Here is a 25,637-nt window from a genome sequence, read left to right on the forward strand (position 1 = left end):
GCGATGTTAATCGCCTTTACGCAAACCCGCACGACGTGCGGCGCGGTCGATGGCGGCGGCGCTTTGCTCGGGGGCGGCATGGTGCGGCATGTGGCCGATCCCTTCCAGCACCGTCAGCACGGCACCCGGAACCTGCTGCGACAGGGGTCTTGCATGGATATCGAGCGGCACGATGGTATCGGCATCCCCGTGGACGATCTCGACCGGGAGCGTCAGATCGGGATAGCGCGCGGACATCTTCACCACATGCGGGCGCAGGTAATTCACCTGCTGGGCATTGGCGCGCAGGCTTTCGCGGCGCAGCACCAGCGGCGCACCGACGTGTTGAGCGTATCCGTCGGGGGCGGGCTGCGGCGCAAAGATACTCTCGATCGAGCTGTCGACATAGCCGCCCGGCACGAAGGCAGACGCCACCGGCACCAGCAGCCCGCCACCGGGGCCGGACCCCACCACCGTATAGTTCCAGCCCAGCGATCCCGGCCACGGATTGGCCACACCGGCCAGCATCACCACCGCACCGGTGGTCTCAGGACGGTTCAGCGCCCAGGCCATCGCGACGATCCCGCCAAAGGAATGGCCCACCACAACGGGGCGGTCCACACCGACGATATCGGCGGCCTTTTGCAGCAACGCCGCCTGTTCGCCGGGGGATTCGTAGCGCGTGTTCCACGGCCCGCTCTTGCCGGGCAGCCGGTCCGTCCAGCCCAGACCGGGACGGTCGAACATCACGACCCGGTAATCCCGCGCCAGCCGCTCGGCAAAGGAAAACGTCCAGTCGCGGACATTCCCGCTGGCCCCGTGCAGCAGAACGACGTCAGGCCCGCTGCCCATGGTCAGCACGTGTACCCGCGTGCCATCCACATCCACAACACGCCCCTGTGGCGGGTATTCGCGCTGCGCCTGCGCCTCGCGCTGGAACGCACGCCATTGCACCACCAGCACAAAGGCCAGCCCAAGGGAGACGACGACGATCAAACTAGCTACCGATTTTCTCAATGTCATAGGGGGTCGACTGGTAAATTTCCTGAATCCAGTTCCCGTAAAGCAGATGCGCGTGGCTGCGCCAGCGGTTCACCGGGGGGAGGGCCGGATCGTCATTCGTGTAATAATTCGCGGGCACATTGATCGGCGTGCCCGCGGCGATGTCGCGGTCATACTCTTGTTTTAGCGTGTCGCGGTCGTATTCAAAGTGGTTGAAGATATAAAGCGCGCGATGCGCGGGGTCCTCGATCAGGCAGGGGCCGACCTCGTCACTGCCCAGCAGGGTCTTCAGCCCCGGTACGGCGTCGACTTCGGACTGGCGCATTTCCGTCCAGCGCGACACAGGGATCACGCAATCGTCGGAAAACCCGTTCAGATAGGGCGAGGTCGGCGCCATGTTGCGGTGGCGGAAACATCCGAAGGCTTTCGTCTCCAGCATGTGTTTCTGCACGCCGTGGAAATGGTTGATCATCGCCATGCCGCCCCAGCACACCCCGAATGTCGATTGCACGTTGGTCTGGGTCCAGTCCATCACCCGCCGCAATTCGTCAAAGTAGTCGACATCCTCGAAATCCAGATGCTCGATCGGCGCGCCGGTAATGATCAGCCCGTCGAATTTCTCGTCCCAGACCTCAGAGACCGGGCGGTAGAAGCTCTCCATATGCTCGGCGGCGGTGTTGCGCGTCTTGTGGTCCGACATGCGCAGCAGCGACAGTTCGATCTGCAACGGCGTGGCCCCGATCAGCCGCGCGAACTGGTTTTCGGTCTGGATCTTCTTCGGCATCAGGTTCAGCAGCGCAATGCGCAGCGGCCGGATGTCCTGCCGTGCGGCCTGGTCCTCGTCCATGACGCTGACACCTTCACGGGTCAGAACCTCGTAGGCGGGCAGGGCGGAGGGGATCTTGATAGGCATCGACAGCGTTTCCGTTCTGGTTGGGAGGCCTGAGATAGAGCGTTGGACCGCAACGCTCAAGAGCGGGCGCATCACGCCCGCGTGTCAGAGTTTCGAGGCGACAAGCTCCTCGAAGTCCTGACCGCCGCGCAGCCCGGCGATCTCTTCGGCGGTGACGGTGATACCGTGGCGGGCCATCGCGGCATAGCGGGGCTGGCGATGCGCCAGCGCCTGCGCGTAGGTCCAGCGGATGAAAGCATCGGGGTCGACCTCGGTCTCCGTACAGGATTCCCGTTCAAGATAGGCGGCCCAGACCCGTTCGAGAAACGCGGGCTGGTAGGCCATCGGCTTGGGCGCGCGGTCGAAGCGGCGGATCAGTTCGGCGGTATGATCCTCGCTTCCCTTGATCCAGATCAGCAGGCAATGCTGCGCAAGCTCGTGCAGCAGCGGATCCTGTGCGGCGCCGGTGTCGATCCATTCGCATATCGACCCGCCGGTGTCGCAGATGAAGTTGGGATAGCCATAGAGGCGCTCGGCGCGCTCCTTGAAGGCGGCGGTGTCGTTCAGCGCCGCGATCTCGGCGTCGCGGAACTGGCTCTGGCGGCGCTGGTATTCCTCCATGCTCAGCCCGCCGCGCACCGGATTGCCCGGCTTGCCCAGATAGGTGCTGACCGCATGCAGATCGTGATCGTGGACGTTGGGTTCAAGATACATCGCGTCCGCACGCAGCATCTGCGCCAGAAACGGCTCGCGCATTGCGTGGGCGATCAGGTTGTCCTTGATATGCTGGTACATGCCATTGGTCCCGATCCGGTAGTCGATCGAGTAGTGAAACCACCCCCCGTCGCCCACAAGCATCTTCGACACATGGGTCTTGCCAAGGCCGGACATGCCGAAAAACAGCACGGACTTACGGGGAGCAGCGCGCCAGCTGCTGGCATCGGGGTAGAGCATGGATGTCTCCGGAAAAACGGGTTGCCCCTGCCTAGCGTGACCTCCGCAGCCGGTCAATCACACGTCCCGAGGTTGGCATCGCCGCTGTCCGCATCGCCACGCCATCGCGCGGGGCCGCGATCCATCAGGCGATCCACGCCGTCTTGCGGGTCTCGTTCCAGATATTGAGGTAATTGGCGACGAAAATCACACCGGCCCCCACAAAGACCCAGACGTCCAGCGGTTCGGCATATAGCAGCATTGCCACGATCGCGATCACCGGAAGCCGCGCGAAATCGAGCGGCACAACAACCGTCGCCGGAGCGATCGCCAGCGCATTGGTCAGACAGAAATGCGCCATCAGCCCCGCGCAGCCCACAAGGATCAGATAGGGCGCGGCGGCCATTGTCGGCAGCGCGAAATCGCCGTCATAGCCCGCCGCGCCCAGACCGAAGAAGAACTGCGTCACGGTCAGGAAAAACAGGATCGACGCGATGGAATTGTCGCGCGTCAGCCGCTTTGTCAGCATGTTCGTCAGCGCAAAGAACAGGGCCGCACCGGCAGCGGCCAGCAGCCCGAACTCGAAGGTATCGACGCTGGGGCGGGCAACGACGAGGATGCCAAGAAACCCCAGCACGGCGGCAAAGGCGCGCATCCGTGTCATCCGTTCGCCGAGGATCAGCGGCGCCAAGACGGCCACCCAGAGCGGTGACGTGAATTCCAGCGCGAAGACTTGCGCCAGCGGGATGAAGGCCACGGCGAAGAACCACAGGTTCTGGCCGGTGAAATGGAACACGTTGCGCAACAGGTGGCGGCCGAAATGGTCAAACCGGATCTCGCGCCAGCGGTTTTGCAGCGCGATGATGCCGATCACCACGATCACGCCTACGCTGGATCGGTAGAACATGATCTCGAATGTGTCGTAATCGCCCGCCAGCTCGCGCCCTGCAATCGCCATGAAGGAAAACGACGCGATAGCGCCCGTCATCCACAGGGCTGCCCGCAGCAACACGTCCATTCAGAGGCCGTCAACGACGTAGTCGCGCTTGATCCCCGCGGTTTCGCGGGCCCAGTCGGACGCGGAGGCACGGACCTGATGCGCCTCGAAGGCGGCCTTGCCGGTGAACCGTTCCGACACGTTCCAGACCAGCGGGTCGTCCGTTTCGGTGACCTCGAATGAAATACATCCCGCCTCGGCACGGGTCAGAACGATATGCGCGGGCAGGGCCGCGCGTACGCGCAGCGCCTCGTCGGCGGTCGCGCAGATCAGCCGGCCGGAGAGGGTGACCTCGGTCATTCCCATTCGATGGTTCCGGGCGGTTTGCTGGTGATGTCGTAGGTCACGCGGTTGATGCCCGCCACTTCGTTGATGATGCGCGTTGCCGTTTCGCCCAGAAACTCGTGGGTGAAAGGATAATAATCCGCGGTCATCCCGTCGACGGAGGTGACGGCACGCAGGGCACAGGCAAAATCATAGGTCCGCCCGTCGCCCATCACGCCGACCGTGCGCACCGGCAGAATGGCGACGAAAGCCTGCCAGATCTCGTCGTAAAGCCCGTGCTTGCGAATCTGGTCGATATAGACGGCATCCGCCTTGCGCAGGATCTCGAGCTTTTCGCGCGTGATCTCGCCGGGGCAGCGGATCGCAAGGCCCGGACCGGGGAAGGGGTGCCGCCCGATGAAGCTGGCGGGCAGGCCCAGCTCGTGGCCCAGGGCGCGCACCTCGTCCTTGAAGAGTTCGCGCAGCGGCTCGACCAGTTTCAGGCCCATCTTTTCCGGCAGACCGCCCACGTTGTGGTGGCTCTTGATCGTGACGCTCGGCCCGCCGCTGAACGAGACCGACTCGATCACATCTGGATACAGCGTGCCTTGCGCGAGGAATTCCGCACCCTCGATCTCGTTGGCGTATTTCTGGAAGACGTCGATGAAGAGCCCGCCGATGATCTTGCGCTTGGTCTCGGGGTCGCTGACGCCGTCGAGCTTGCCGAGGAACAGTTCGGATTCGTCCGCGTGGATCAGCGGCAGATTGTAATGCTCGCGGAACATGGTGACGACTTCGGTCGCCTCGTTCAGCCGCATCAGGCCATGATCGACGAAAACGCAAGTCAGCTGATCGCCGATGGCCTCGTGGATCAGCACGGCAGCAACCGAGGAATCGACGCCGCCCGACAGCGCACAGATCACCTTCTTGTCGCCCACCTGCTCGCGGATCTTGCGCACCGCCTCTTCGCGGTAGGCATCCATCGTCCAGTCGCCGGTGAACCCTGCGTCCTTGACGAAATTCTCGTAGAGCGTCTTGCCGTTCGGGGTGTGGTGCACCTCGGGGTGGAACTGCACCGCATAGAAACGCCGGTCGAGGTCGGCGGTGACCGCAAAGGGCGCGTTGGGCGAGGTGCCGTAGACCGCAAAGCCCGGCGCGATCTTGCTGACATGATCGCCGTGGCTCATCCAGACCTGTTCGCGCTCTTCGAGGAACCAGCCCTTGAGCAGATCGATCCGGTCTTCGGTGGGCTTGACATAGGCGCGGCCGAATTCGGCGGTGCCGTGGCCGCGTTCGACCTTGCCGCCCAGCATCTCCATCATCACCTGCTGGCCGTAGCAAATCCCCAAAATCGGCACATCCAGCTCGAACACCCGCGCCGGCGGGCGGGGCGATTCCGCGTCGATCACGGAGGCGGGCCCACCGGACAGAATCACGGCCTTGGGGGCGAATTCAGCGAGGAAAGCCTCGTCGACCGTGTTGAACGGATGGATTTCGCAATAGACGTTCAACTCGCGCAGGCGCCGCGCGATCAGCTGCGTCACCTGGCTGCCGAAATCGATGATGAGAAGACGGTCGTGCGCCGCCGCGAGGGGAGTGGATTTTGTCATGCGCTCTGATTAGGGGCGGGCGCGCAGCCTGGCAAGCCGGATTTGGTCCGATGACAGCGCGCGATGGTCCGTTCCGCCCTGCGAAGGCGCGAAAAGATAGGACCGAAGATGTCGTTTTCTGCTCTGGCAGGACGCAAATTGCGCGGGCGCAGGATGTCCGAGCCTGTATCGGTGGCGGCAAGACTGAAGCGTGAAGGGAATAACAATGGTGCAGGCAACACGACGGGCACGGGGCGGCGGCGGGGCCGCGCGGCGCGCGGAGCGCAGCGCGGTATCGTTCGAGACGGCAAAGTTTATCGAGCGCAACATCCCCAATTTCGAGATCCTCAACGAAGAGGCGCTGGTCATCATCGAAACCAACGCCGAAACCGTTCTCGAAGAGATCGGCGTGAACTTTCCCGACAACCCGCGCGCGCTGCAACGCTGGCGCGATGCCGGCGCCGACGTGCAGGGCGACCGTGTCCGCATCCCGCGCGGCCTTGCGCGCGAACTGATCAAGACCGCGCCGTCCAGCTATACCCAGCACGCGCGAAACCCCGACCGGAACGTGGTCGTGGGCGGCAACAGCCTCGTTCTGGCGCCGGTCTACGGGCCGCCCTTCGTGCGCGATGCCGCCGGGGGCCGCCGCTATGCGACGATGGAGGATTTCCGCAAGTTCGTGAAGCTCGGCTATATGTCGAAATGGCTTCACCACTCGGGCGGGACAGTGTGCGAACCGACGGATATCGCCGTCAACAAGCGCCACCTCGACATGCTGCACGCGCATATGACCCTCTCGGACAAGCCCTTCATGGGGTCGGTCACCGAACCCAGCCGCGCGCAGGACAGCGTGGACATGTGCGGCGTGCTCTTCGGCGAGGATTTCGTTCAGCAGAACACCGTGATGACCTCGCTGATCAACATCAACTCGCCGATGACCTTCGACGACGTGATGATGGGCTCATTGGAAGTCTACGCCCAGAACAATCAGGCCTGCATCATTTCCCCCTTCATCGTCGGCGGGGCCATGGCCCCTGTCAGCGTGGCGGGTACGTTGACGCAGGTTCTGGCCGAATCGCTGGCGGGCATTGCCTACAGCCAGCTGTGCCGCGCGGGCGCGCCGGTGATCCTCGGTGCCTTCGTCACCTCCATCGACATGAACTCGGGCGCACCGACATTCGGCACCCCCGAAGCGGCCCATATCACCTACGGTGCCGGACAGCTGGCACGGCGGCTGGGGCTGCCTTACCGGTCGGCGGGATCCTTCTGCGGCTCGAAGCTGCCCGATGCGCAGGCCGCCTACGAGACGTCGAACAGCCTCAACATGGGGCTTCTGTCTGGCGTGAACTTCATGCTGCACGCCTGCGGCTGGCTCGAAGGCGGGCTGGTGTCGTCCTTCGAGAAATTCGTGATGGATGCCGACCAGTTGGGCACGTTGCACCATCTGGCGCAGGGCATATCGGTGGACGAGAACGCGCAGGCCATGGACGCCATCCGCGAAGTCGGCCCCGGCGGCCACTACCTTGGCTGTGCGCACACGCAGGCGAATTTCAAATCCGCCTTCTGGAAATCGGACTTGCTGGATTACAAACCCTTCGAGACATGGGAGGACGAGGGCGCGCGCGATACCCAGGCCCTGGCCAGCCTCCGTGTCGAGAAACTGCTCAACACCTACCAGCAGCCCCCGATGGAGGCCGCGACGGCAGAGGCGCTCGAGGCGTTCGTCGCCGAGCGAAAGGCGCGCGAGCCCGACAGCTTCATGTAATCAGATCCGCTGCGGGCCATCATGGGCGGCCCGCAGCAGACGCGCCTCGGCGACGATGGCGATCAGCACATCGATGTGGCGCAGCATCGCGTAGGCACCGTCGCTGCCGGTGCGCTGGCGCTCCAGCTCGCTTTCCATATCCACCAGCCGCATCAGCGCCTGCGCGTGGCGCGGCAGCATACCGTACCCCAGCAGACGCGACAGATGGCTCTCGCGCTTGTAGGTTTCCGCCCCGATCCGCGCCGCCCGCATCATCAGGCGGGGGCGGTGCAGGGTGGCGAGAAGGCTGTGGATATCTTGCATGTCAAAGCTCCGGTAACGTCGGCCGATTGGCCATTCAGGATGAAAGGAGCCCCATAATCCGCTGATTTCTCAGGTGTTGCCCGAAAACGCCGAGCACCGTTCGCCGGCTTCAAGATTGTTTATGAATTGTCAACAATACTGGACAGTGTTGTGGATATTAACCATTGAGTAAGAAATTCGCTCTTAGGTTGAATTCACGAAAAATTAAGACTGCTGAGAGGGGACACTCAGTTTGGGATACCAAGATAACGGGCTTCGGCCTTTGCAAAACGCTGGCGCGGGTTTTTCGGAAGCGATGCCGGCATGGGTACCGAAATCGGTCAGGAACTATCTGGGCCATACGGAAATGGGCATTCCGATCCGCGTTCTGGCACGGGATCAGGATTGCCACGCCTCTACCATCCTGCGGCAGATCAGGCGGGTAGAGACGCTGCGCGACGATCCGCTGGTGGACGGGATGCTCAGATCGCTTGGCCGCGCAGCCGAAGCGCCCGAGACGAAATCGGCTTTCGCGCCAGCACCCGCTGCCGGGCAGGATCTGCCGGATGCGGGAACGCTCAGCGGTGAAGCTCTGCGTGTTTTGCGCCGCTTGTGCGAACGCGGTGCCGTGCTCGCCGTCGCCGCCGAGATGGAAAAGGCAGTGATCGTGCGCGACGATCAGGACGGGCAGAGCACCCGCACCGCCGTGGTCGACCGCACCATCGCGGAGGCGCTGGCGCTCAAGGGCTGGATCGCAGCCGACCGCCCCGCGCGGATCACGCGCTATGCGATCACGGCGGCGGGCCGCGCGGCCCTGTCGGATCTGGTGGCGCAAGCCGGCCAGCCCCAGCCCCCCGGCGAAGACGACACCACGCCCGGTCCGGGCCGGGTCCGCTATTCGCTCGCCGAAAGCCCGCTGGCCGCGCTGGCGCGCCGCCGCGACCGGGGTGGCGAGCCGTTCCTTGCCGCGTCTTTGGTGCGCGCCGGTGAGCGTCTGCGAGAGGATTTCGAGCTTGCGGGCCTCGGGCCACGGCTGGCGCAGGTCTGGGACCTATTCATCGAAAACCCCAGCGCCGACATCCTGCCGGAACCGCCCGCCAAGGGCACGGCTGCCGCCCGTGCGCAGACCGCGGTGATGGCGGCGCTTGCCGATCTCGGGCCGGGTCTGTCGGACGTGACCTTGCGGTGCTGCTGCTATCTCGAAGGTCTCGAGACGGCGGAAAAACGTCTCGGCTGGTCGGCGCGGTCGGGCAAGATCGTCTTGCGCATCGCGCTCATGCGTTTGCAGCGCCACTACGACGAAAGGCGTGCGGAGGGCAGCGCCATGATCGGCTGAGCCTTTCGCCCCGCGCGGGGCGGCATTGCGTCTCGCCGGGGTTTCACACGCGCGCCAACATGCTAGATAAGGAACAGGAATTCTAGCGAGGCCCGCCATGCGCGATCTTAAGATACCCGAGCAACGCCATCCCGAAAAAGCGCGTCGCCCGGACAATCCGCAGCCCAAGAAACCCGACTGGATCCGCGTCAAGGCGCCCGGCGGCAAGGGCTATACGGAAACCGCCAAGATCATGCGTGACAACAAGCTGGTCACCGTCTGCGAGGAAGCGGGTTGCCCCAACGTCGGCGAATGCTGGAGCCAGGGACACGCCACGATGATGATCATGGGCGAGGTCTGTACCCGCGCCTGCACCTTCTGCAACATCGCCACCGGCAAGCCGCCCGAGGCGCTGGATGTGTTCGAACCCGGGCGCGTCGCCGACGCCGTGGCCAAGCTGGGGTTGAACCATGTGGTCATCACCAGCGTGGACCGCGACGACGTCGAAGATGGCGGGGCCGAGCATTTTGCCCAGACCATTCGCGCCGTGCGCCACCGCAGCCCCGACACCACCATCGAGATCCTGACACCCGATTTCATCCGCTGCGGCCCCGAGGCGCTGGAAAAAGTGGTCGAGGCCCGCCCGGACGTGTTCAACCACAACCTCGAAACCGTGCCGGGCCTCTATCCCGAAGTGCGCCCCGGTGCGCGCTACTTCCACTCCCTGCGCCTGTTGCAGCGGGTGAAGGAGCTCGATCCGTCGATGTTCACCAAGTCGGGCATCATGGTGGGATTGGGCGAAGACCGGCAGGCCGTCATTCAGGTGATGGAAGACATGCGCGCCGCCGACATCGATTTCCTGACCATCGGCCAATACCTGCAACCGACGCCGAAACACCACCGCGTCGACCGTTTCGTGCATCCCGACGAATTCAAGGCCTACGAAAAAGCCGCCTATGGCAAGGGGTTCCTGATGGTCTCGGCGACACCGCTCACGCGGTCGAGCTATCACGCGGGCGACGATTTCGCGCAACTGCGGGCTGCGCGGAATGCCCGCCTCGGCATCGCCTAAGCGGGCCTCAGGGCAGGGCCTTTACATAGGCGGCAATGGCGGCGCGATCGTCTTCGGGCAATTGGGCCAGATTGTCGACGACCGCCGCCATCGTCCCGCCCACCGAATCGTAATCCGGCGTGAAGCCGGAGGTGAAATAGGCAACCAGATCGGCCTCTGACCAGTCCAGCCCTTCGGACGTGAGATCGGGAATCTCGCCCTTGCCGGAGGGGTTCGGCGCGCCCGACAGCCATGCCTCGCGGTCAAGCCCTCCGAGCGCGTCGCGCGGCGTGTGGCATTCGGCGCAGTGGCCCAGGGCCTCGACCAGATAGCGGCCGCGCTCCACTTCGGCAGACGTTGTCTGCGCGACCACGAAATCGGTCTTCAGATAGAGCGCTTTCCAAAGCCCCAGACCACGGGTCACATTGAAGGGAAACGATACCTCATGGGCGCGGCTGGGGGTCTCCGACACGGGCAGGGTGTTCATATAGGCCCAGAGATCGGCAACATCCCCGTCGGTCATATGGACGTAGCTGGTGTAGGGAAAGGCGGGATAGTAATGCCGCCCCTCCGGTGACACCCCTTGTCGCAGGGCACGGGCAAAATCGGGCAGGGTCCATCCGCCGATCCCGTCCGGGCCGGGCGAGATATTGGGCGCGTAGAACGTCCCGAAGTCCGTCGCAAAGCTGTGGCCGCCTGCCAGCAGCGTCTTGTCCTCGCCCTCTGGTGCGGCATGGCAGGACGAACAGCCCGCCGCGGCAAAGACCAGCGCACCGTTTTCCGAATCGGCCACGTGCCCCTCGGCCACAGCGGCCATCACCGGTGCGGGCCTTGTCACCCACCAGAAAACGCCCGCGCCGATCAGGGCGCAGGCGATAACGATCCCGAAAAATCGTTTCATTCTATCAGTTCTTGGGGCCGCGATAGGTTTCGTGACAGCCTTTGCACGACCCGCCGAGCGCGCCCATGGCCGCCCCTACGGCTGCTGCGTCAGCGGCACCCTCGAAGGCCAGTGCGGCTTTCTCCAGATCGCCGAACTTGGCGGCAAAACCGTCCGGATCGCTCCAGATCTCGGCCTTGGCGCGGGATCCTTCCACAGCACCCTGTTCGCTGCCCTCGATCCAGAGGGTCGCACGCTCCATCGTGGCCAGCGCGGCAAGGTTGGCCGCCGCCGCAGAGACGATCTGCGCGTCGAATTCCGCTTCGCCCTTGGCGATCGCGCCCAGCATGCCCGTGTGATAGCCCACCATCTGCATCTGCGCATGGCGCGCCTTTACCGCATCTTCCAGACCTTTCTGGCTATGGCTGGCGGCCATTGCGACGGTTGCTGTCGCGGCAAGCCCGACCAGCGAAAGGGTGAAGGCCTTGTTCGTGAAAAGTCTCATCAGTGTCATCTCCCGTTGACATGAATCAGCCTAACACGGAATTTTTTTCCCGCTACGCACCGCAAGATCACGAACGCGTGATGCGCGGAATCCCGTCACAACCCGCGGGGCAGGCGGTCTGCCTTGGCCCATTCGGGCCAGAGGCCGAAATAATCCAGACCCACGATCCCGAGCGCCACGAGAATCGCGGCGAACACCAGCATCACCCGCTTCCACGAAGGCGGATTGCGCGCCCACATGGCCATCCGCATGAAATTGCGCGGGTTCAGCACGGCGTCACTCCCCCTCGTCGGTGAATCGGACCTTGCCGATATAGGGCAGGTTGCGATTGCGCTGCGCGAAGTCGATGCCGTAGCCGACGACGAATTCATCGGGAATTTCGAAACCGGTGTGATCGGCGCGCAGATCCACCTCGCGGCGCGAGGGTTTGTCGAGCAGGGCCACGGTTTTCAGCCGCTTGGGCTTGCGCGCGCGCAGCATGCCGGTGACGTGGTGCAGCGTGTGGCCGGTATCGACGATATCCTCGACCAGCAGCACATCGCGCCCCTCGATTCCGCCGCGCAGGTCCTTGAGGATACGCACCTCGCGGCTCGATTCCATGGCGTTGCCATAGCTCGACGCCTCCAGGAAATCGACCTCGATGGGCAGGTCCAGCTCGCGCACCAGATCGGCGATAAACACGAAGGATCCGCGCAAAAGGCCCACAACCACCAGCTTGTCGGTATCCGCGAATTCCGCCTGTATCTCGCGGCACATCTCTTCGGTCCGCGCCGCGATGGACTTGGCCGAGATCATCTCGTCTATGACATAAGGACGCGTGGGCATGGCCACCTCTTGATTGTGCGCAGCAGCACGCTTTGATACCGAGGGCTACAGACCAGACCACAGGAAATCAATGCCCACACATTCCGAGACCAGGCGGCTGCCCTATACCGCAGACCAGATGTACGCTCTTGTGGCCGACGTTCGCAAATATCCCGAATTCCTGCCGTGGACCGCGGCCGCACGGGTGATCCGCGACGAAGACCGCGGCGACCACCGCGTCATGGACGCCGATCTGGTGATTTCCTTCAAGGTATTCCGCGAACGCTTTACCAGCCGCGTGAAACTGTGGCCCGAGACCATGCACATCGACACCGAATACCTCGACGGTCCGTTCAAGAAAATGATCTCGACCTGGGATTTCAAGGATGTCGAAGGCGGCTGCGAGGTGAAGTTTTTCGTGGATTTCGAATTTCGCAACGCGATCCTGCAACGCATCATCGGCGTGGTTTTCAACGAAGCGATGCAGCGGGTCGTCAAAGCATTTGAGAAGCGCGCGCAGGCGCTTTATGGCTAGTCCCAAAACAGGGGACAGGCCATGGGCATTACATCGCAACTGATCAAATTCACCACCACCGACGTCCCCGAGGAGGCGGCGGCGATGATGCGGCTGTCGCTGTTCGACTGGGCCGCCTGCGGCATCGCGGGGGCGTCCGAGGCCGAGTTCGCGCCGTTCAAACGCGCGCAGATGGTCGAGGACGGACCGGCGCAGGTCTTTGGCGGCGGGCAGGCGGGGGCGGCTGTGGCGGCGCTTGTGAACGGCACGCTCAGCCACGCGCTGGATTACGATGACACCCATTTCGCCCATATCGGCCACCCCTCGGTCGCGGTCCTGCCCGCCACGCTGGCGCTGGCCGAAACCCTGGGCACCGCGCTGACCGATGCCGTGGACGCCGCCACGGTAGGGGTCGAGGCGTCGATTCTCGTCGGTCAGTGGCTGGGCCGTGACCATTACCAGATCGGGTACCACCAGACCGCCACGGCCGGTGCCTTCGGTGCCACATTGGCCGCGGCGCGTCTGCTCGGGCTCGACAAATCGCAGATCCGCCATGCGCTTGGTCTGTGCGCCAGCATGGCGTCAGGGCTGAAATCGCAGTTCGGCACCATGGGCAAACCGCTCAACGCAGGGCTGGCGGCCCGCACCGGGGTCGAAGCCGCGCTCTGGGCGCAGGCGGGCATGACCGCCGCCGAGGACGGCCTCGCAGGCCCGCTGGGCTTTGGCGAAACCCACCACGGCAGGGCCGAGCCCGTAAAGATGCCGCGCAAGGAATGGGCCATCAGCACCATCAGCCACAAGTACCACGCCTGCTGCCACGGCTTGCACGCCACACTTGAAGCCCTCGCCGAAGTCGACGCGGAAACCGACCGGATCGAGGCGATCCGCATCCGCACCCATCCGCGCTGGATGAGCGTGTGCAACATCGCCGCCCCAAAAACCGGGCTGGAAGCGAAATTCAGCTACACGCAGGTGACCGCGATGGCGCTGAGCGGCCACGCCACTGCCAGCATCGGCAACTTCAACGATACGCTCGCCCGTGATCCCGCGCTGAAGGCGCTGCGCGAGCGGGTCGAAGTGGTCGAGGACGACACCCTGACCGAGACCCAGTCGCAGGTCACCCTGACGCTGACCTCGGGCGAAGTCCGCCGCCACCGGCACGATCTGCTTGCCCCCATGAGCCTCGAAACCCGCAGCGTGAAACTGCGCGACAAGGTCATGGCCCTTCTGGGAGAGACGCGCGGCGCGCAACTCTGGGAAGCCGCGATCGGACAGGATCTCGAATCGCTGACGGGGTGTTTCGCGGGCGCCTAAAGCGCGCGCAACGCCGCAAGGATCAGCGACAGCGCGTGATCGCGGGACGCCGCGCGCACCCTGTCGCGACCCAGCGCGCCGAATTCCACGGTCTCGCTCTGCGTTCCGCCCGGACCGGCCAGTGCAAAACAGACGCGCCCTTCGGGCTTGTGCTCCGACCCGCCGGGCCCGGCGATCCCGCTGAGCGAAACGGCGATGGCCGCGTCCGACCGCGCCAGCGCGCCTTGGGCCATTTCGACGGCGACCGCTTCGGACACTGCGCCATGGGCGTCCAGCGTGCTCTGCTCCACACCCAGCATCTCGCGCTTGGCGGCATTGGTATAGGTGACAAATCCACGGTCGAAGATCGCGGAGGATCCCGGCAGATCGGTCAGCGCCGCCGCCACCATCCCCGCGGTGCAGCTTTCTGCCGTGGCGATCATCACGCCACGCTCGACCGCGAGCCGGAGGATCTCAGAACGCATGGTAGGCTCCGGCCAGAACCACGACACCGATGGCGGCGACAATGCCCGCGATCACATCGTCCAGCATCACCCCGAGCGGGTCGCCGCGCCGGTCCGCCCAGCCGATGGGGCCGGGTTTCCAGATATCGAACAGCCGGAACAGCACAAAGGCCGCGATCCAGCCCGGCCACATCACCGTGATATCAATGCCCATGCGCCAACTGGCGACGGAGAGCGGCAAAAGTGCGATCCACTGGCCCACCAACTCGTCCACGACGATCTCGGACGGGTCGTGATCGTCGCTGCCCGCCGTCATCCGGGCTGTGGCCCACCAGCCCGCCGCGAAAGCCACGGCAATGCCCACCACCAGCAGCGGCAGGCCGCCCACCACGTGCAAGAGCCACGCCCACGGCAGCGCGACCAGCGACCCCCATGTGCCCGAGGCGGGTTTGACATAGCCAACCCCCAGCACCGTGCCGATCAGCTCAGCGCCCCTCATGATCGCACCAGCGTTGCGGTGGCCAGACAGGCGATGCCCTCGCCGCGACCGGTAAAGCCCAGCCGCTCGGACGTGGTGGCCTTCACCGAAACCCGCTCGACCTCGATGCCCGTGATCGCGGCGACCTCGGCGCGCATGGCGGCGGCGTGGGGGCCAACCTTGGGGTGTTCGCAGATCAGCGTGCAATCGATATGGGTCAGATCAAATCCTTTCTCCCGGGCCATCCCGGCGGCGTGACGCAGGAAGATATGGCTCTCGGCGCCTTTCCATTGCGGATCGGACGGCGGAAAATGGGTGCCGATATCGCCCGCCGCCAGCGCGCCATAGATGGCGTCGGTGATCGTGTGCAGGCCGACGTCCGCGTCGGAATGGCCCACCAGCCCGTGGTCATGCGGGATGCGCACACCGCAGAGCATCACATGATCGCCCGGCCCGAAGGCGTGCACGTCAAAACCGTTTCCAGTGCGTATGTCCAAACCGCTCTCCACTATTCGGGCCGCGCGGGCGAAATCGTCCGGCGTCGTGATTTTCAGGTTATCCGCGCTGCCGGGCGTGATTTCAACGTGCATTCCGGCCGCCAGCGCCACCGCCACGTCATCCGCCGCCGGCCCGTCGTAGACCGCATGCGCCGCGAGGATCGCATCGAGGTGAAAGCCCTGCGGCGTCTGCGCCGCAAACAGCCCCTCGCGCGGATGCGTGCCCGTCACCCGGCCCGCGGTCCCGGTCCAGAGCGCATCCGTCACCGCAACCCCCGGCGCCGCCCCGTCAGCCCGGTCGAGCGCGTCGAGCACACCGTCGATGATATCGCTGCCCACGCAGGGGCGCGCGGCGTCGTGGATCAGCACCAGATCGGCCCCGTCGCACAGCGCCAGCCCCGCGCGCACCGATGCCGCGCGTTCGGCGCCGCCGGTTGCCGCGCGGATGCCGCGCCGCTCGAACCCCGGGGCCTCGTCCATGTCGTCGGGGTGCAGGACCACGACCACCCCGTCGACCCTCGGATGATCGGCAAAGGCCGCACAGCTGCGGTCGATGATCCTCTGGCCCGCGAGGTTCTGCCACTGCTTGGGCCGCGGCCCTCCGGCACGGGTGCCGCGGCCTGCGGCCACGATCACGGCGATGGTGCGCATCTGGCAGTTGTCCTTATCCTGTTGCAGCGGTGATACGAAATCGCGCGCCCGTCCGCAACGCGCGCCATCGGCGGTGCCGCCCGCTAAACTGCCCAATTTTCAGGCAAACCGTAACGTCGTAATGCCGCATCCGACCCGTAATGATTGTGCAATCCGGCCCCCTCCGTTAGTCACGACTGTACCGCACAAGGATTAAGCACACCTCACATGACGCTGCCGCTGGATCTGTCGCCCCCCGTTCTTCTGGCCCCGATGGCCGGGATCACCGATCTGCCTTTCCGCAATCTGGTGAGCCGCTTTGGCGCGGGTCTGGTGGTGTCCGAGATGATCGCCTCGGGCGAATTCCTCACAGCGCGCCCCGGCACCCGTGAAAAGGCCGAGCTCGGCCTCGACCAGGCCGCCACTGCGGTGCAGATCGCGGGCAGGGAGGCCGTGCCAATGGCCGAAACGGCAAAGATGCTGGCCGGGCAGGGCGCGCGGATCATCGACATCAACATGGGCTGCCCCGCCAAGAAGGTGACGCAGGGCGCCTCCGGCTCGGCGCTGATGAAAACCCCCGATCACGCGCTGCGCCTGATCGAGGCGGTCGTCGGCGCGGTGGATGTGCCCGTGACCCTGAAAACCCGTCTGGGGTGGGACGACGGCATGATGAACGCCCCCGACATCGCCCGCCGCGCCGAAGCCGCCGGTGTGCAAATGATAACGATCCACGGGCGGACCCGCTGCCAGTTCTATCGCGGCAGCGCCGACTGGTCCGCGATCCGCGCCGTGGTCGATGCCGTAACGGTGCCGGTGATCGCCAATGGCGACATCACCGATGCGGCGACCGCGCGCCGCGCGCTGGCGCAATCGGGCGCGGCAGGGGTGATGATCGGGCGCGGTGTACAGGGTCGGCCTTGGCTTCTGGCCGCTGTGGCGCACGCATTGCACGGCACCCCGGCACCCGACGTGCCGGACGGCCCCGCGCTCACGGCGCTGGTGCGCGACCACCACGCGGCGATGCTGGATTTCTACGGGGACACGCTTGGCCTGCGCGTGGCGCGCAAACATCTGGGCTGGTACATGGATCATGCGGCGACTCCGGCCGATCTGCGCCGCGCCGTGCTGACCGCGCGCGATGCCGCGACCGTGCACAGCCTGCTGGCGGACGCGCTGGAACATGACGCGGTGGAGCAGGCGGCATGAACAGCACCCGCGCCATTTCCGAACGCCAGCTTTGGGCCTCTCTGCCGGTGCCGGCGCTGCTGGTGGCCTCGGACGACAGTATCGCCGACATCAACGCCGCCGCCGAAGGGTTCCTGAATGCCTCGGCGAAATCGGTCGTGGGCACGCCCGTCTGGGACCTGCTGGCCGTCGATGCCCCCATTGAAGAGGCCTTCGCCCGCGCGCGCGAGAACGGCACCACGCTGTTCGTGAACGATGTGGACGTGGGATCGGGACAGCGCCCGCCGCTGGTGTCGCAGCTTCAGATCGCGCCGCTGTCGGGCACGCGCGGCACGATGATCCTGATGATCTCGCCGCGCGAACTGGCCGGTCGCATGACCCAGAGCCAGTCTGTCAAATCCGCCGCGAAATCGGCCATCGGCATGGCCGAGATGCTGGCCCACGAGATCAAGAACCCGCTTGCGGGGATCACCGGCGCCGCACAGCTTCTCAGCATGAATCTCGCCAGTGAAGACCTTGAATTAACGGATCTTATCGTCGCTGAAAGCCGCCGGATCGTGAAGCTGCTCGAACAGGTCGAGCAATTCGGGAACCTCACAACGCCCGACATGGCGGCGGTCAACCTGCACGATGTGCTGGACCGTGCGCGCCGCTCGGCGCTACTGGGCTTCGGCGCGCGCATGAAGATCGTCGAGGATTACGACCCCTCGCTGCCGCCCGCACTTGGCGACAAGGACCAGCTTCTACAGGTCATCCTCAACCTGCTCAAGAACGCCTCCGAAGCGGCGGGCAATGCGGGCGGTACGATCCGGCTGCACAGCTTTTACGAACACTCTTTCCGCCTGCGCCGCGCCGACGGATCCGGTCGCGCGCTGCCGCTCCAGATCGAGATCATCGATGACGGTCCGGGCCTTCCCGACAACATCCGCGGCGATGTCTTCGACCCTTTCGTGTCGGGGCGCGAGAACGGCACCGGCCTTGGCCTCGCACTGGTGAGCAAGATCATCTCGGAACACCAGGGCTGGATTTCGGTCACCTCCGTCCCCGGCCGCACCGTTTTCCGCATCTCGCTGCCGCGTGCGGATGACACCCTCACCCAGCGCGCGGAGACGCCCGCACCACAGACGCGGACACCCACGTCCGACAACAAGGAGTAGCCCATGGATGGCACGGTTCTGGTCGCCGATGACGACCGCACGATCCGCACGGTTCTGACGCAGGCCCTCACACGCGCGGGATGCAAGGTCCACGCGACCTCCAGCCTGACCACGCTGATGCGCTGGGTCGGCGAGGGCAAGGGCGACGTCGTGATCTCGGACGTGGCCATGCCGGACGGTAACGGGTTGGAAATGCTGCCGAAGATCGCCGCCGACCGGCCCGATCTGCCGGTGATCGTCATCTCGGCCCAGAACACCATCATGACAGCGATCAAGGCCGCCGAAGCGCAGGCCTATGACTATCTGCCCAAACCCTTCGACCTGCCGGACCTGATGAAACGGACCGCGCGGGCGCTGGAGCGTTCGGGCGCGCCCAGACGCAGCACCGACAGCACCCCCGAAAAGGACGAAGACGACCTGCCGATGGTCGGCAAGACCGCTGTGATGCAATCGCTCTACCGCGTCATCGCGCGGGTCATGAACACCGATCTGCCGGTGCTCATCTGGGGCGAGAGCGGGACCGGAAAATCGCTGATCGCGCGCGCGCTGCACGATCTGTCGGACCGCCGCAGCCTGCCGTTCGTCACCGTCACCGAATCCGACCTGCGCGAGCTTGAAGGCCCGGCGCAGGTCATGGCGCGGGTGCGCGGCGGCACCCTGCTGATCGACGAAATCGGTGACATCAGTGCCGAAGTGCAGGCACGGATCGCGCGGATGATGGATATGGAAGGCGACAACAAGCCGCGTTTCATCGCCACCTCGCAAGTCGACCTCAGCGACGAGTCTGGCAACAGCACGCTGCGCCGTGACCTGTATTACCGCCTGTCCGGGGCCACGCTGCATGTGCCGGGCCTGCGCGACCGGGTCGAGGATATTCCACTGCTCGCCGCGCATTTTCTGGAACGCGCCGAGGCCGGGCCAACGGGCCCGCGCGTGCTCTCGGACGGGGCGGCGAAAGTGCTGGCGAAATACCCCTGGCCCGGCAACGTGCGCCAGCTTGAACACGCGATGCGCCAGCTGACCCTCACCAGCCGCGCGCCCGAAATCACCCGCGCCGAGGCAGAGCAGATCGTCGGCGGCCAGCCCGGCCCGGAACCCGCGCGCGCGGCGGGCAATACCGAACGGCTCGGGGCCAGTGTCGAACGCCACATCCGGCGGTATTTCGAACTTCACGGCAACGCCCTGCCGCCTCCGGGCCTCTACCAGCGCATCCTGCGCGAGGTCGAAACGCCGCTGATCGAGGTCGCCCTTGCCGCGACCTCGGGGAATCAGGCCAAATGCGCGGAACTGCTGGGCATCAACCGGAATACTTTGCGAAAGAAGATCACCGATCTCGGAATTGAGGTGACACGCGGTCGAAAAATGATGTAAAACCGCCACACAAACGTGGCCATCCGGGGACAATCCGGATCAGGACCACAAAATATGGCGGTACGGTGCCTTTGGCACCACATCAGGTAAGGGCACAGCAGTGGCGCCCCAAACACGTACATCTTGGCTCATGCGGCTGTCGCAGCTTCGGCGGCAACGGCGCACGCGTACGGTCACGACCTTCGGTCTGGTCGTGCTCGGGCCGACTTTGGCGCTGGCGACCTATCTGGCGCTGGGGCCGCTCGATCAGGGCAGTACCGATATCCTGCGGCTGATCCTGCTGCTGGATCTAATCTATATTCTGGTGGTCGCGGCGCTGGTTCTGGCGCAGGTCGCGCGGCTGATCAGTGCGCGGCGCGCCAAATCCGCCGGCTCGCGCCTGCACCTGCGGCTCTCGGGCGTCTTCGCGCTGATGGCGCTGATCCCGACCGTATCGGTCGCCGTTTTCGCGGTGCTGACCATCAACATCGGGATCGAGGGGTGGTTTTCCGAACGGGTGCGCGCCGTGGTCGGCAACTCGCTCCTCGCCGCCGAAGCCTACGCGCAGGAAGAACGCCTCGGCCTGCGCGACGACGCGATCAGCCTCGCGCGCAGCATCGACCGCGCGCGCCAGTCCGGGATCGACCTCAGCGACAGCGAACTGCTAGGCGAAGGCCAGCGCCAGATCCAGCGCGGCCTGCGCGAGGCCTATATGATCGACGGCACCGGCGAAATCCGCGCGCGGGGCGACCGGTCCTATCTGTTCGACTACGAGGAACCCCCGAGAGAGGTTCTGGCGAACGTCACCACCGACGACGTGACCCTGATCGAGGACAAGCAGAACAACGAATTCCGCGCGCTCGTGCGTCTCGACAGTTTCGTCGACCGCATTCTCTATATCACCCGCGAGGTGGATGGCGAATTGCTCAGCCTGCTGGACGAGACGCAGGAAACCATCCGCCTCTACCAGCAGCTTGAAAACGAGCGCGGGCGCACCCTGTTCGAATTCGGGCTTCTCTATCTCGCGTTCGCGGTCATCATCATTCTGGCCGCCGTCTGGCTGGGCCTTTGGTTCGCCGAACGCCTGTCGGGGCCCGTGGGCCGCCTGACCGGCGCCGCGCAGCAGGTCGGGGCAGGGGATCTGGACGTGCAGGTCCGCGAGGACGACGGCGACGACGAAATCGCCATGCTGGGGCGCTACTTCAACCAGATGACCAAACAGCTCAAGGGCCAGCGCAACACGCTTCTGGACAACACCCGCCAGATCGAACGCCGCCGCAGGCTTTTCGATTCCGTGCTCAGCTCTGTCACCTCCGGCGTTGTGGGCCTCGACCCCGAGGGCCGCGTCACCTTCGTCAACCGCTCGGCGATGCGGCTCCTGGACTGGGAAGAGACCCAGCAATCGCTGGCGCTGACGGTCGCGGTGCCGGAATTCGGCCCGCTGTTCGACGCGATCACCACCGGTCCCGCCGAAGCCGCGCAGGAAGAGATCAAGGTTTCCCGGCAAGGGCGTATGGAAAACCTGCTGGTGCGTATGGCGACGCGCCGCGCCGACGATGGCCGGCTAGAAGGCTACGTTGTGTCCTTCGACGATGTGACCGATCTGGTCTCCGCGCAGCGGATGGCCGCATGGGGGGACGTCGCGCGCCGCATCGCCCACGAGATCAAGAACCCGCTCACCCCGATCCAGCTTTCCGCCGAGCGCATCCGCCGCAAATTCTCGGCCGAGGTGAGCGATGCCGAAAAGCTCGAACAGATGACCGGCGTGATCATCCGCCAGACAGGTGATCTGCGCCGCATCGTCGACGAGTTTTCCAAATTCGCGCGCATGCCCGAGCCGGAGCGCAAACCCCACGATCTGGTGGAACTGGTGCGCGACGCGGTGCTGTTGCAGCGCAGCGGACGACCGGACCTGAAGATCCACAGCGACCTGCCCAAGGATCCGATCCCTGCTTTCATCGACGCCACGATGATCAGTCAGGCCTTCACCAACTTGATCAAGAACGCGGGCGAAGCCATTGATACATTGATCGAAAAAGGCGCGCCCGACGATCTGGCACCGCAGGTGCATGTGACGCTGGGCACCGCCGAAGGCGCGGCGCTGATCACCGTGGCCGATAACGGGGTGGGCCTGCCCGAAGACCGCGCGCGGCTCTTCGAGCCTTACGTGACCACCCGCAGCGAGGGCACCGGCCTTGGCCTGCCCATCGTCAAGAAAATCATCGAGGAACATGGCGGCAGCCTGATCCTCACCGACGCTCCCGTGTTCGAGGGGCAGACACATCATGGCGCAATGGCAGAAATCCGGCTGCCCCTAGACGCCGACATCATTGCCGACCTTCAGGAGGAAAAACAGCATGGGTGACATACTGATCGTGGATGACGAACGCGATATTCGCGAGTTGATCTCCGACATTCTCGAGGACGAAGGCTATGCCACGCGGCTGGCGGGCAATTCGGACGATGCGATGCAGGCGGTCAACACAGAGCCACCGGCGCTGATGATCCTCGATATCTGGCTCAAGGACAGCAAGATGGACGGGATCGACATCCTCAAGACCGTCAAGCGCGACAATCCCGATGTGCCGGTGGTCATCATCTCGGGCCACGGCAATGTCGAGATCGCGGTCGCGGCGATCAAGCAGGGCGCCTATGACTTCATCGAGAAGCCCTTCAACATCGACCAGCTTCTGGTGGTGATCCGCCGCGCCATGGAAACCTCGCGCCTGCGCCGCGAGAACCTGTCGCTGAAGCGTCAGGACGGCAAGGGCACGCAGATGATCGGCAGCTCCGCCGCCTTCCGCACGCTGGTGGGCCAGCTCGACAAGGTGACCAAATCGAACGGTCGCGTCATGCTGACCGGCCCCGCCGGCTCGGGCAAGGAAGTCGCCGCGCGCTATATCCACGGCAATTCGAATCGCGCCTCGGCCCCTTTCATCACCGTCAACTGCGCCGGTGTCGCCCCCGAGCGGATGGAAGAAGTGCTGTTCGGTCGCGAAACCCCGGACCGCGGGGTCGAGCCGGGGCTTCTCGAACAGGCCCACGGCGGTGTGGTCTATTTCGACGAGGTGGCGGATATGCCGCTCGGCACCCAGTCGAAGATCCTGCGCGTTCTGGTGGACCAGCAGTTCACCCGCGTGGGCGGCAACGACAAGGTGCGCGTCGATCTGCGGGTCATCTCCTCGACCAACCGTGACCTCGCCGCCGAGATCGAGGCAGAGCGCTTCCGGCAGGAGCTTTATCACCGGCTGAACGTGGTGCCGATCGCGGTGCCGTCGCTTGCTGACCGGCGCGAGGATATCCCCGAACTCGCCGCCCATTTCATCACCGATTTCAACGCCACACAGGGTCTGCCCCTGCGCGAGATCAGCGATGATGCGCTGGCGCTGATGCAGACGATGGTCTGGCCCGGCAACGTGCGACAGCTCAAGAACCTGGTCGAACGGGTGCTGATCCTGGGCGAGGGCACGGCCCCGATCGAGGCCCGCGAACTGCCCGGCGAAGAGGAACCCGGCGCCGACGAGGGCCGCGTGGTCCTGTCGGGTGCCATGGCCAGCCTGCCGCTGCGCGAGGCGCGCGAGGCGTTCGAACGTGAATACCTGCTGACCCAGATCAACCGGTTCGGTGGCAATATCTCGCGGACGGCGAATTTCGTCGGCATGGAACGCTCGGCGCTGCACCGCAAACTCAAGAGCCTCGGTGTGGTCACTTCGGCCAAATCCGGCGCCCGCGTGGCCCATGTGGACGACGTCTGACCAAAGCGGTTAGGCGCGCCCGGCACGCCATGACGGCCCACTGCCTGCGGGGGCGTCCTACGCTTCGGCGGGGGCTGCCCGCCCCCTTGCTCAGCCCGCGGTGCGCACGATCTGGATGCTGCCGTCGCGGTTGCGGATCACGCATGAATTTTCCGTCAGCGGCGGCAATTGCACGGTCGCGGCCTGTGGTGCGGCCTGTGCCACTTCCGCCGGGCAGGCGGGGATCGACACCCTTGCGTAGCCCTTGTCGGCCATACACTGCTGGGCCGCGCGCGCGCGCAGCGGCGCATTGGCGTCATAGCTGCGGATTTCACCGGGCAGGTAATATCCCTGCGTGGTGATGCATTTGCCATCCTTGCTGCATTCGCGGCGCGGCGGCACGTATTGGGGCGGCAAACGGCGCACCTGTGTGGCGACAGGCACGTCGCGCAGCGCTGCCACATCGCATTGCGTCTGGTCGCGGTTGAGCGTCGTAACGCTCACCCCGGGTTTATAGTTGGTTTCGAGCGGCGCGCAGGCGGCAAGTCCGAGAAGCAGTGCGGCAATTTTTTTCATGGCACCAGAATGGCAGAGCCGCAACGCGCTGACAATTGAATTGACCGCACCGGGCCACCGTGCGAGTTCTTGACTTTCCACGCCAACAGCAAAGCGCCGCGCGCGCGGGGGATCCGCTTTTCCATGAAAGTCATCATCTGCGGCGCGGGCCAGGTCGGCTGGCAGATCGCGCGGCATCTCTCTGGCGAAAGAAACGATGTCACCGTCGTCGATAGCAATGCCGATCTGGTGCGTCGCGCGACCGATACGCTCGATGTGCAGGGGGTCGCGGGGTTTGCCAGCTATCCGGATGTGCTGGAGCGGGCAGGGGCGCAAGACGCCGATATGATCATCGCCGCCACCCACTCCGACGAGGTCAACATGGTGACCTGTCAGGTCGCCCATTCGGTATTCGGCATCAGCCGCAAGATCGCGCGTCTGCGCGCGCAATCCTATCTCACGGCGATCTATTCCGATCTCTACCGGCGCGATCACCTGCCCATCGACGTGGTCATCAGCCCCGAGCGCGAGGTTGCGCAGGCCGCGTTGCAGCGCCTGTCCGCGCCCGCCGCCTTCGACACCGAGGTTTTCATGGACGGGCATGCGCAGCTTATGGGCATCACGCTCGATCCCGGTTGCCCCGTGCTCAACACGCCGCTGCGCCAGCTGACCGATCTGTTCTCGACCCTGCGCGCCGTGGTCGTGGGTGTGCGCCGCGAAGGGCGGCTGTTCGCCCCCGAACCCAAGGACCAGCTGTTCGAGGGCGACGACTGCTACATCTTCGTCCATCGCGACGACATCTCGCGCACCATGGAGATTTTCGGCAAATCCTCTTCCACGCAGGACCGCGTGGTGCTGGTGGGCGGCGGCAACGTCGGTCTCAGCGTGGCGCTGGCGCTGGAAAAACGCGCCAAACGCGTCCGCGCCAAGGTGATCGAGAAGAGCCGCGCCGCCGCCGAACGCGCCGCCGAAGCGCTGGAGCGCACGATCGTGCTCAACGGGGACGGTCTGGATGCGGCACTGCTGGCCGAGGCGGGGATCAGCCGCGCCGACGCGATGCTCGCCATCACCGATGACGACAAGACCAACATGCTGGCCTGCGTGCGCGCCAAGGCCGAAGGCTGCAACTACGTGATCGCGCTGATCAACGATCCGACGCTGATCCCGCTGATGCAGCCGCTGGGCATCGACGCCTACATCAACCCGCGCGCCACGACCGTCAGCTCGATCCTGCGCCACATCCGCCACGGGCGCGTGCGCTCGGTCTATTCCATCGGCGATGCCGAGGCCGAGGTGATCGAGGCCGAAGTCCTGTCCACCTCGCCCATCGCGGGCAAGCTGATCAACGAGATCGACTTTCCCGAAGGGGTGCTGGTGGGGGCGGTGCGCAAGGGCGGCAAGGTGATCCGCCCGCTCGGCAAGACCCGGATCGACGAAGGCGATGTGATCGCCGTCTTCGCGCTGACCAAGGATGTCGCACAGCTGGAACAGCTGATGCAGGTGTCGATAGATTTCTTCTGAT

At 65.0% G+C, this 25,637-nt stretch carries 26 protein-coding genes; 11 read left to right on the forward strand and 15 right to left on the reverse strand.

What is annotated here, in order from left to right; all coding sequences use genetic code 11:
- Positions 1-6: 6 nt before the first annotated feature.
- From ABMC89_RS03525 to guaA, 6 genes are all read right to left on the reverse strand, one after another.
- A complete protein-coding gene (locus ABMC89_RS03525) occupies positions 7-975 on the reverse strand; it encodes an alpha/beta fold hydrolase (RefSeq protein ID WP_349565246.1) in 969 nt (322 codons plus the stop codon).
- 1 nt (position 976) lies between these two features.
- Positions 977-1,894 (reverse strand): homoserine O-acetyltransferase MetA, encoded by a 918-nt coding sequence (metA, locus tag ABMC89_RS03530; RefSeq protein WP_349565248.1) that lies wholly within the window; start codon positions 1,892-1,894, stop codon positions 977-979.
- Positions 1,895-1,978: 84 nt separating this feature from the next.
- A complete protein-coding gene (locus ABMC89_RS03535; RefSeq protein ID WP_349565250.1) occupies positions 1,979-2,827 on the reverse strand; it encodes an ATPase in 849 nt (282 codons plus the stop codon).
- A gap of 124 nt (positions 2,828-2,951) precedes the next feature.
- The gene (locus ABMC89_RS03540; RefSeq protein WP_349565252.1) at positions 2,952-3,824 is read right to left on the reverse strand and encodes a DMT family transporter; all 873 of its coding nucleotides are present in this window, start codon (positions 3,822-3,824) and stop codon (positions 2,952-2,954) included.
- Positions 3,825-4,103, reverse strand: coding sequence for a putative quinol monooxygenase (locus tag ABMC89_RS03545; RefSeq protein WP_349565254.1), 279 nt, complete (start codon positions 4,101-4,103; stop codon positions 3,825-3,827).
- A complete protein-coding gene (guaA, locus tag ABMC89_RS03550; RefSeq protein WP_349565256.1) occupies positions 4,100-5,677 on the reverse strand; it encodes a glutamine-hydrolyzing GMP synthase in 1,578 nt (525 codons plus the stop codon). Before guaA ends, ABMC89_RS03545 begins: the two co-directional genes overlap by 4 nt.
- A gap of 205 nt (positions 5,678-5,882) precedes the next feature.
- Between guaA and ABMC89_RS03555 the strand changes: the two genes are divergently transcribed.
- Positions 5,883-7,421 (forward strand): trimethylamine methyltransferase family protein, encoded by a 1,539-nt coding sequence (locus tag ABMC89_RS03555; RefSeq protein WP_349565258.1) that lies wholly within the window; start codon positions 5,883-5,885, stop codon positions 7,419-7,421.
- Here the strand turns inward: ABMC89_RS03555 and ABMC89_RS03560 are convergent, their stop codons facing one another.
- Positions 7,422-7,724, reverse strand: coding sequence for a DUF6477 family protein (locus ABMC89_RS03560; RefSeq protein ID WP_349565260.1), 303 nt, complete (start codon positions 7,722-7,724; stop codon positions 7,422-7,424).
- Between the two features lie 295 nt (positions 7,725-8,019).
- On the opposite strand from ABMC89_RS03560, the gene ABMC89_RS03565 reads away from it, so the two are divergent.
- Entirely contained in the window at positions 8,020-9,039 is a 1,020-nt protein-coding gene (locus tag ABMC89_RS03565; RefSeq protein WP_349565262.1) for a DUF6456 domain-containing protein, read from the forward strand.
- 97 nt (positions 9,040-9,136) lie between these two features.
- Positions 9,137-10,090: a lipoyl synthase gene (gene lipA, locus ABMC89_RS03570; RefSeq protein ID WP_349565264.1), complete on the forward strand. Its 954-nt coding sequence runs from the start codon at positions 9,137-9,139 to the stop codon at positions 10,088-10,090.
- Between the two features lie 7 nt (positions 10,091-10,097).
- On the opposite strand, the gene ABMC89_RS03575 is transcribed toward lipA, so the two are convergent.
- The 4 genes from ABMC89_RS03575 to hpt form a co-directional block, all read right to left on the reverse strand.
- A complete protein-coding gene (locus tag ABMC89_RS03575; RefSeq protein ID WP_349565266.1) occupies positions 10,098-10,970 on the reverse strand; it encodes a c-type cytochrome in 873 nt (290 codons plus the stop codon).
- Positions 10,971-10,974: 4 nt separating this feature from the next.
- The gene (locus ABMC89_RS03580; protein WP_349565268.1) at positions 10,975-11,454 is read right to left on the reverse strand and encodes a c-type cytochrome; all 480 of its coding nucleotides are present in this window, start codon (positions 11,452-11,454) and stop codon (positions 10,975-10,977) included.
- A gap of 95 nt (positions 11,455-11,549) precedes the next feature.
- Entirely contained in the window at positions 11,550-11,726 is a 177-nt protein-coding gene (locus tag ABMC89_RS03585; RefSeq protein WP_349565270.1) for a hypothetical protein, read from the reverse strand.
- Positions 11,727-11,730: 4 nt separating this feature from the next.
- Positions 11,731-12,279, reverse strand: a complete 549-nt coding sequence (gene hpt, locus ABMC89_RS03590; RefSeq protein WP_349565272.1) for a hypoxanthine phosphoribosyltransferase — start codon at positions 12,277-12,279, stop codon at positions 11,731-11,733.
- A 70-nt stretch (positions 12,280-12,349) separates the two neighbouring features.
- On the opposite strand from hpt, the gene ABMC89_RS03595 reads away from it, so the two are divergent.
- Positions 12,350-12,793 carry a type II toxin-antitoxin system RatA family toxin gene (locus ABMC89_RS03595; protein WP_349565274.1) on the forward strand — a complete coding sequence of 148 codons (444 nt, stop codon included), beginning with the start codon at positions 12,350-12,352 and terminating at the stop codon, positions 12,791-12,793.
- A 21-nt stretch (positions 12,794-12,814) separates the two neighbouring features.
- A complete protein-coding gene (locus ABMC89_RS03600; protein ID WP_349565276.1) occupies positions 12,815-14,086 on the forward strand; it encodes an MmgE/PrpD family protein in 1,272 nt (423 codons plus the stop codon).
- On the opposite strand, the gene ABMC89_RS03605 is transcribed toward ABMC89_RS03600, so the two are convergent.
- From ABMC89_RS03605 to ABMC89_RS03615, 3 genes are read right to left on the reverse strand one after another with little or no spacing between them, the layout of a single operon-like run.
- Positions 14,083-14,550 (reverse strand): CinA family protein, encoded by a 468-nt coding sequence (locus tag ABMC89_RS03605; RefSeq protein WP_349565278.1) that lies wholly within the window; start codon positions 14,548-14,550, stop codon positions 14,083-14,085. The genes ABMC89_RS03600 and ABMC89_RS03605 overlap by 4 nt on opposite strands.
- Positions 14,540-15,028 carry a phosphatidylglycerophosphatase A family protein gene (locus tag ABMC89_RS03610; protein ID WP_349565280.1) on the reverse strand — a complete coding sequence of 163 codons (489 nt, stop codon included), beginning with the start codon at positions 15,026-15,028 and terminating at the stop codon, positions 14,540-14,542. The genes ABMC89_RS03605 and ABMC89_RS03610 overlap by 11 nt, the downstream gene beginning before the upstream one ends.
- Positions 15,025-16,155, reverse strand: coding sequence for a bifunctional 2-C-methyl-D-erythritol 4-phosphate cytidylyltransferase/2-C-methyl-D-erythritol 2,4-cyclodiphosphate synthase (locus ABMC89_RS03615; protein ID WP_349565282.1), 1,131 nt, complete (start codon positions 16,153-16,155; stop codon positions 15,025-15,027). The genes ABMC89_RS03610 and ABMC89_RS03615 overlap by 4 nt, the downstream gene beginning before the upstream one ends.
- Positions 16,156-16,362: 207 nt before the next feature.
- On the opposite strand from ABMC89_RS03615, the gene dusB reads away from it, so the two are divergent.
- The 5 genes from dusB (at position 16,363) to ntrX (ending at position 23,581) form a co-directional block, all read left to right on the forward strand.
- The gene (dusB, locus tag ABMC89_RS03620; protein ID WP_349565284.1) at positions 16,363-17,340 is read left to right on the forward strand and encodes a tRNA dihydrouridine synthase DusB; all 978 of its coding nucleotides are present in this window, start codon (positions 16,363-16,365) and stop codon (positions 17,338-17,340) included.
- Positions 17,337-18,476, forward strand: coding sequence for a two-component system sensor histidine kinase NtrB (locus tag ABMC89_RS03625; protein WP_349565286.1), 1,140 nt, complete (start codon positions 17,337-17,339; stop codon positions 18,474-18,476). Before dusB ends, ABMC89_RS03625 begins: the two co-directional genes overlap by 4 nt.
- A 3-nt stretch (positions 18,477-18,479) precedes the next feature.
- Positions 18,480-19,847 carry a response regulator gene (locus ABMC89_RS03630; protein WP_349565288.1) on the forward strand — a complete coding sequence of 456 codons (1,368 nt, stop codon included), beginning with the start codon at positions 18,480-18,482 and terminating at the stop codon, positions 19,845-19,847.
- Positions 19,848-19,977: 130 nt separating this feature from the next.
- Positions 19,978-22,191: a sensor histidine kinase NtrY-like gene (locus tag ABMC89_RS03635; RefSeq protein WP_349565290.1), complete on the forward strand. Its 2,214-nt coding sequence runs from the start codon at positions 19,978-19,980 to the stop codon at positions 22,189-22,191.
- Positions 22,184-23,581 (forward strand): nitrogen assimilation response regulator NtrX, encoded by a 1,398-nt coding sequence (gene ntrX / locus ABMC89_RS03640; RefSeq protein WP_349565292.1) that lies wholly within the window; start codon positions 22,184-22,186, stop codon positions 23,579-23,581. Before ABMC89_RS03635 ends, ntrX begins: the two co-directional genes overlap by 8 nt.
- Positions 23,582-23,671: 90 nt before the next feature.
- On the opposite strand, the gene ABMC89_RS03645 is transcribed toward ntrX, so the two are convergent.
- Positions 23,672-24,136 (reverse strand): hypothetical protein, encoded by a 465-nt coding sequence (locus ABMC89_RS03645; protein ID WP_349565294.1) that lies wholly within the window; start codon positions 24,134-24,136, stop codon positions 23,672-23,674.
- Between the two features lie 123 nt (positions 24,137-24,259).
- On the opposite strand from ABMC89_RS03645, the gene trkA reads away from it, so the two are divergent.
- Positions 24,260-25,636: a Trk system potassium transporter TrkA gene (trkA, locus tag ABMC89_RS03650; RefSeq protein WP_349565296.1), complete on the forward strand. Its 1,377-nt coding sequence runs from the start codon at positions 24,260-24,262 to the stop codon at positions 25,634-25,636.
- Position 25,637: the final 1 nt, after the last annotated feature.

The sequence above is a fragment of the Sulfitobacter sp. HNIBRBA3233 genome, assembly GCF_040149665.1.
Classification (GTDB): Bacteria; Pseudomonadota; Alphaproteobacteria; order Rhodobacterales; family Rhodobacteraceae; genus Sulfitobacter; species Sulfitobacter marinivivus.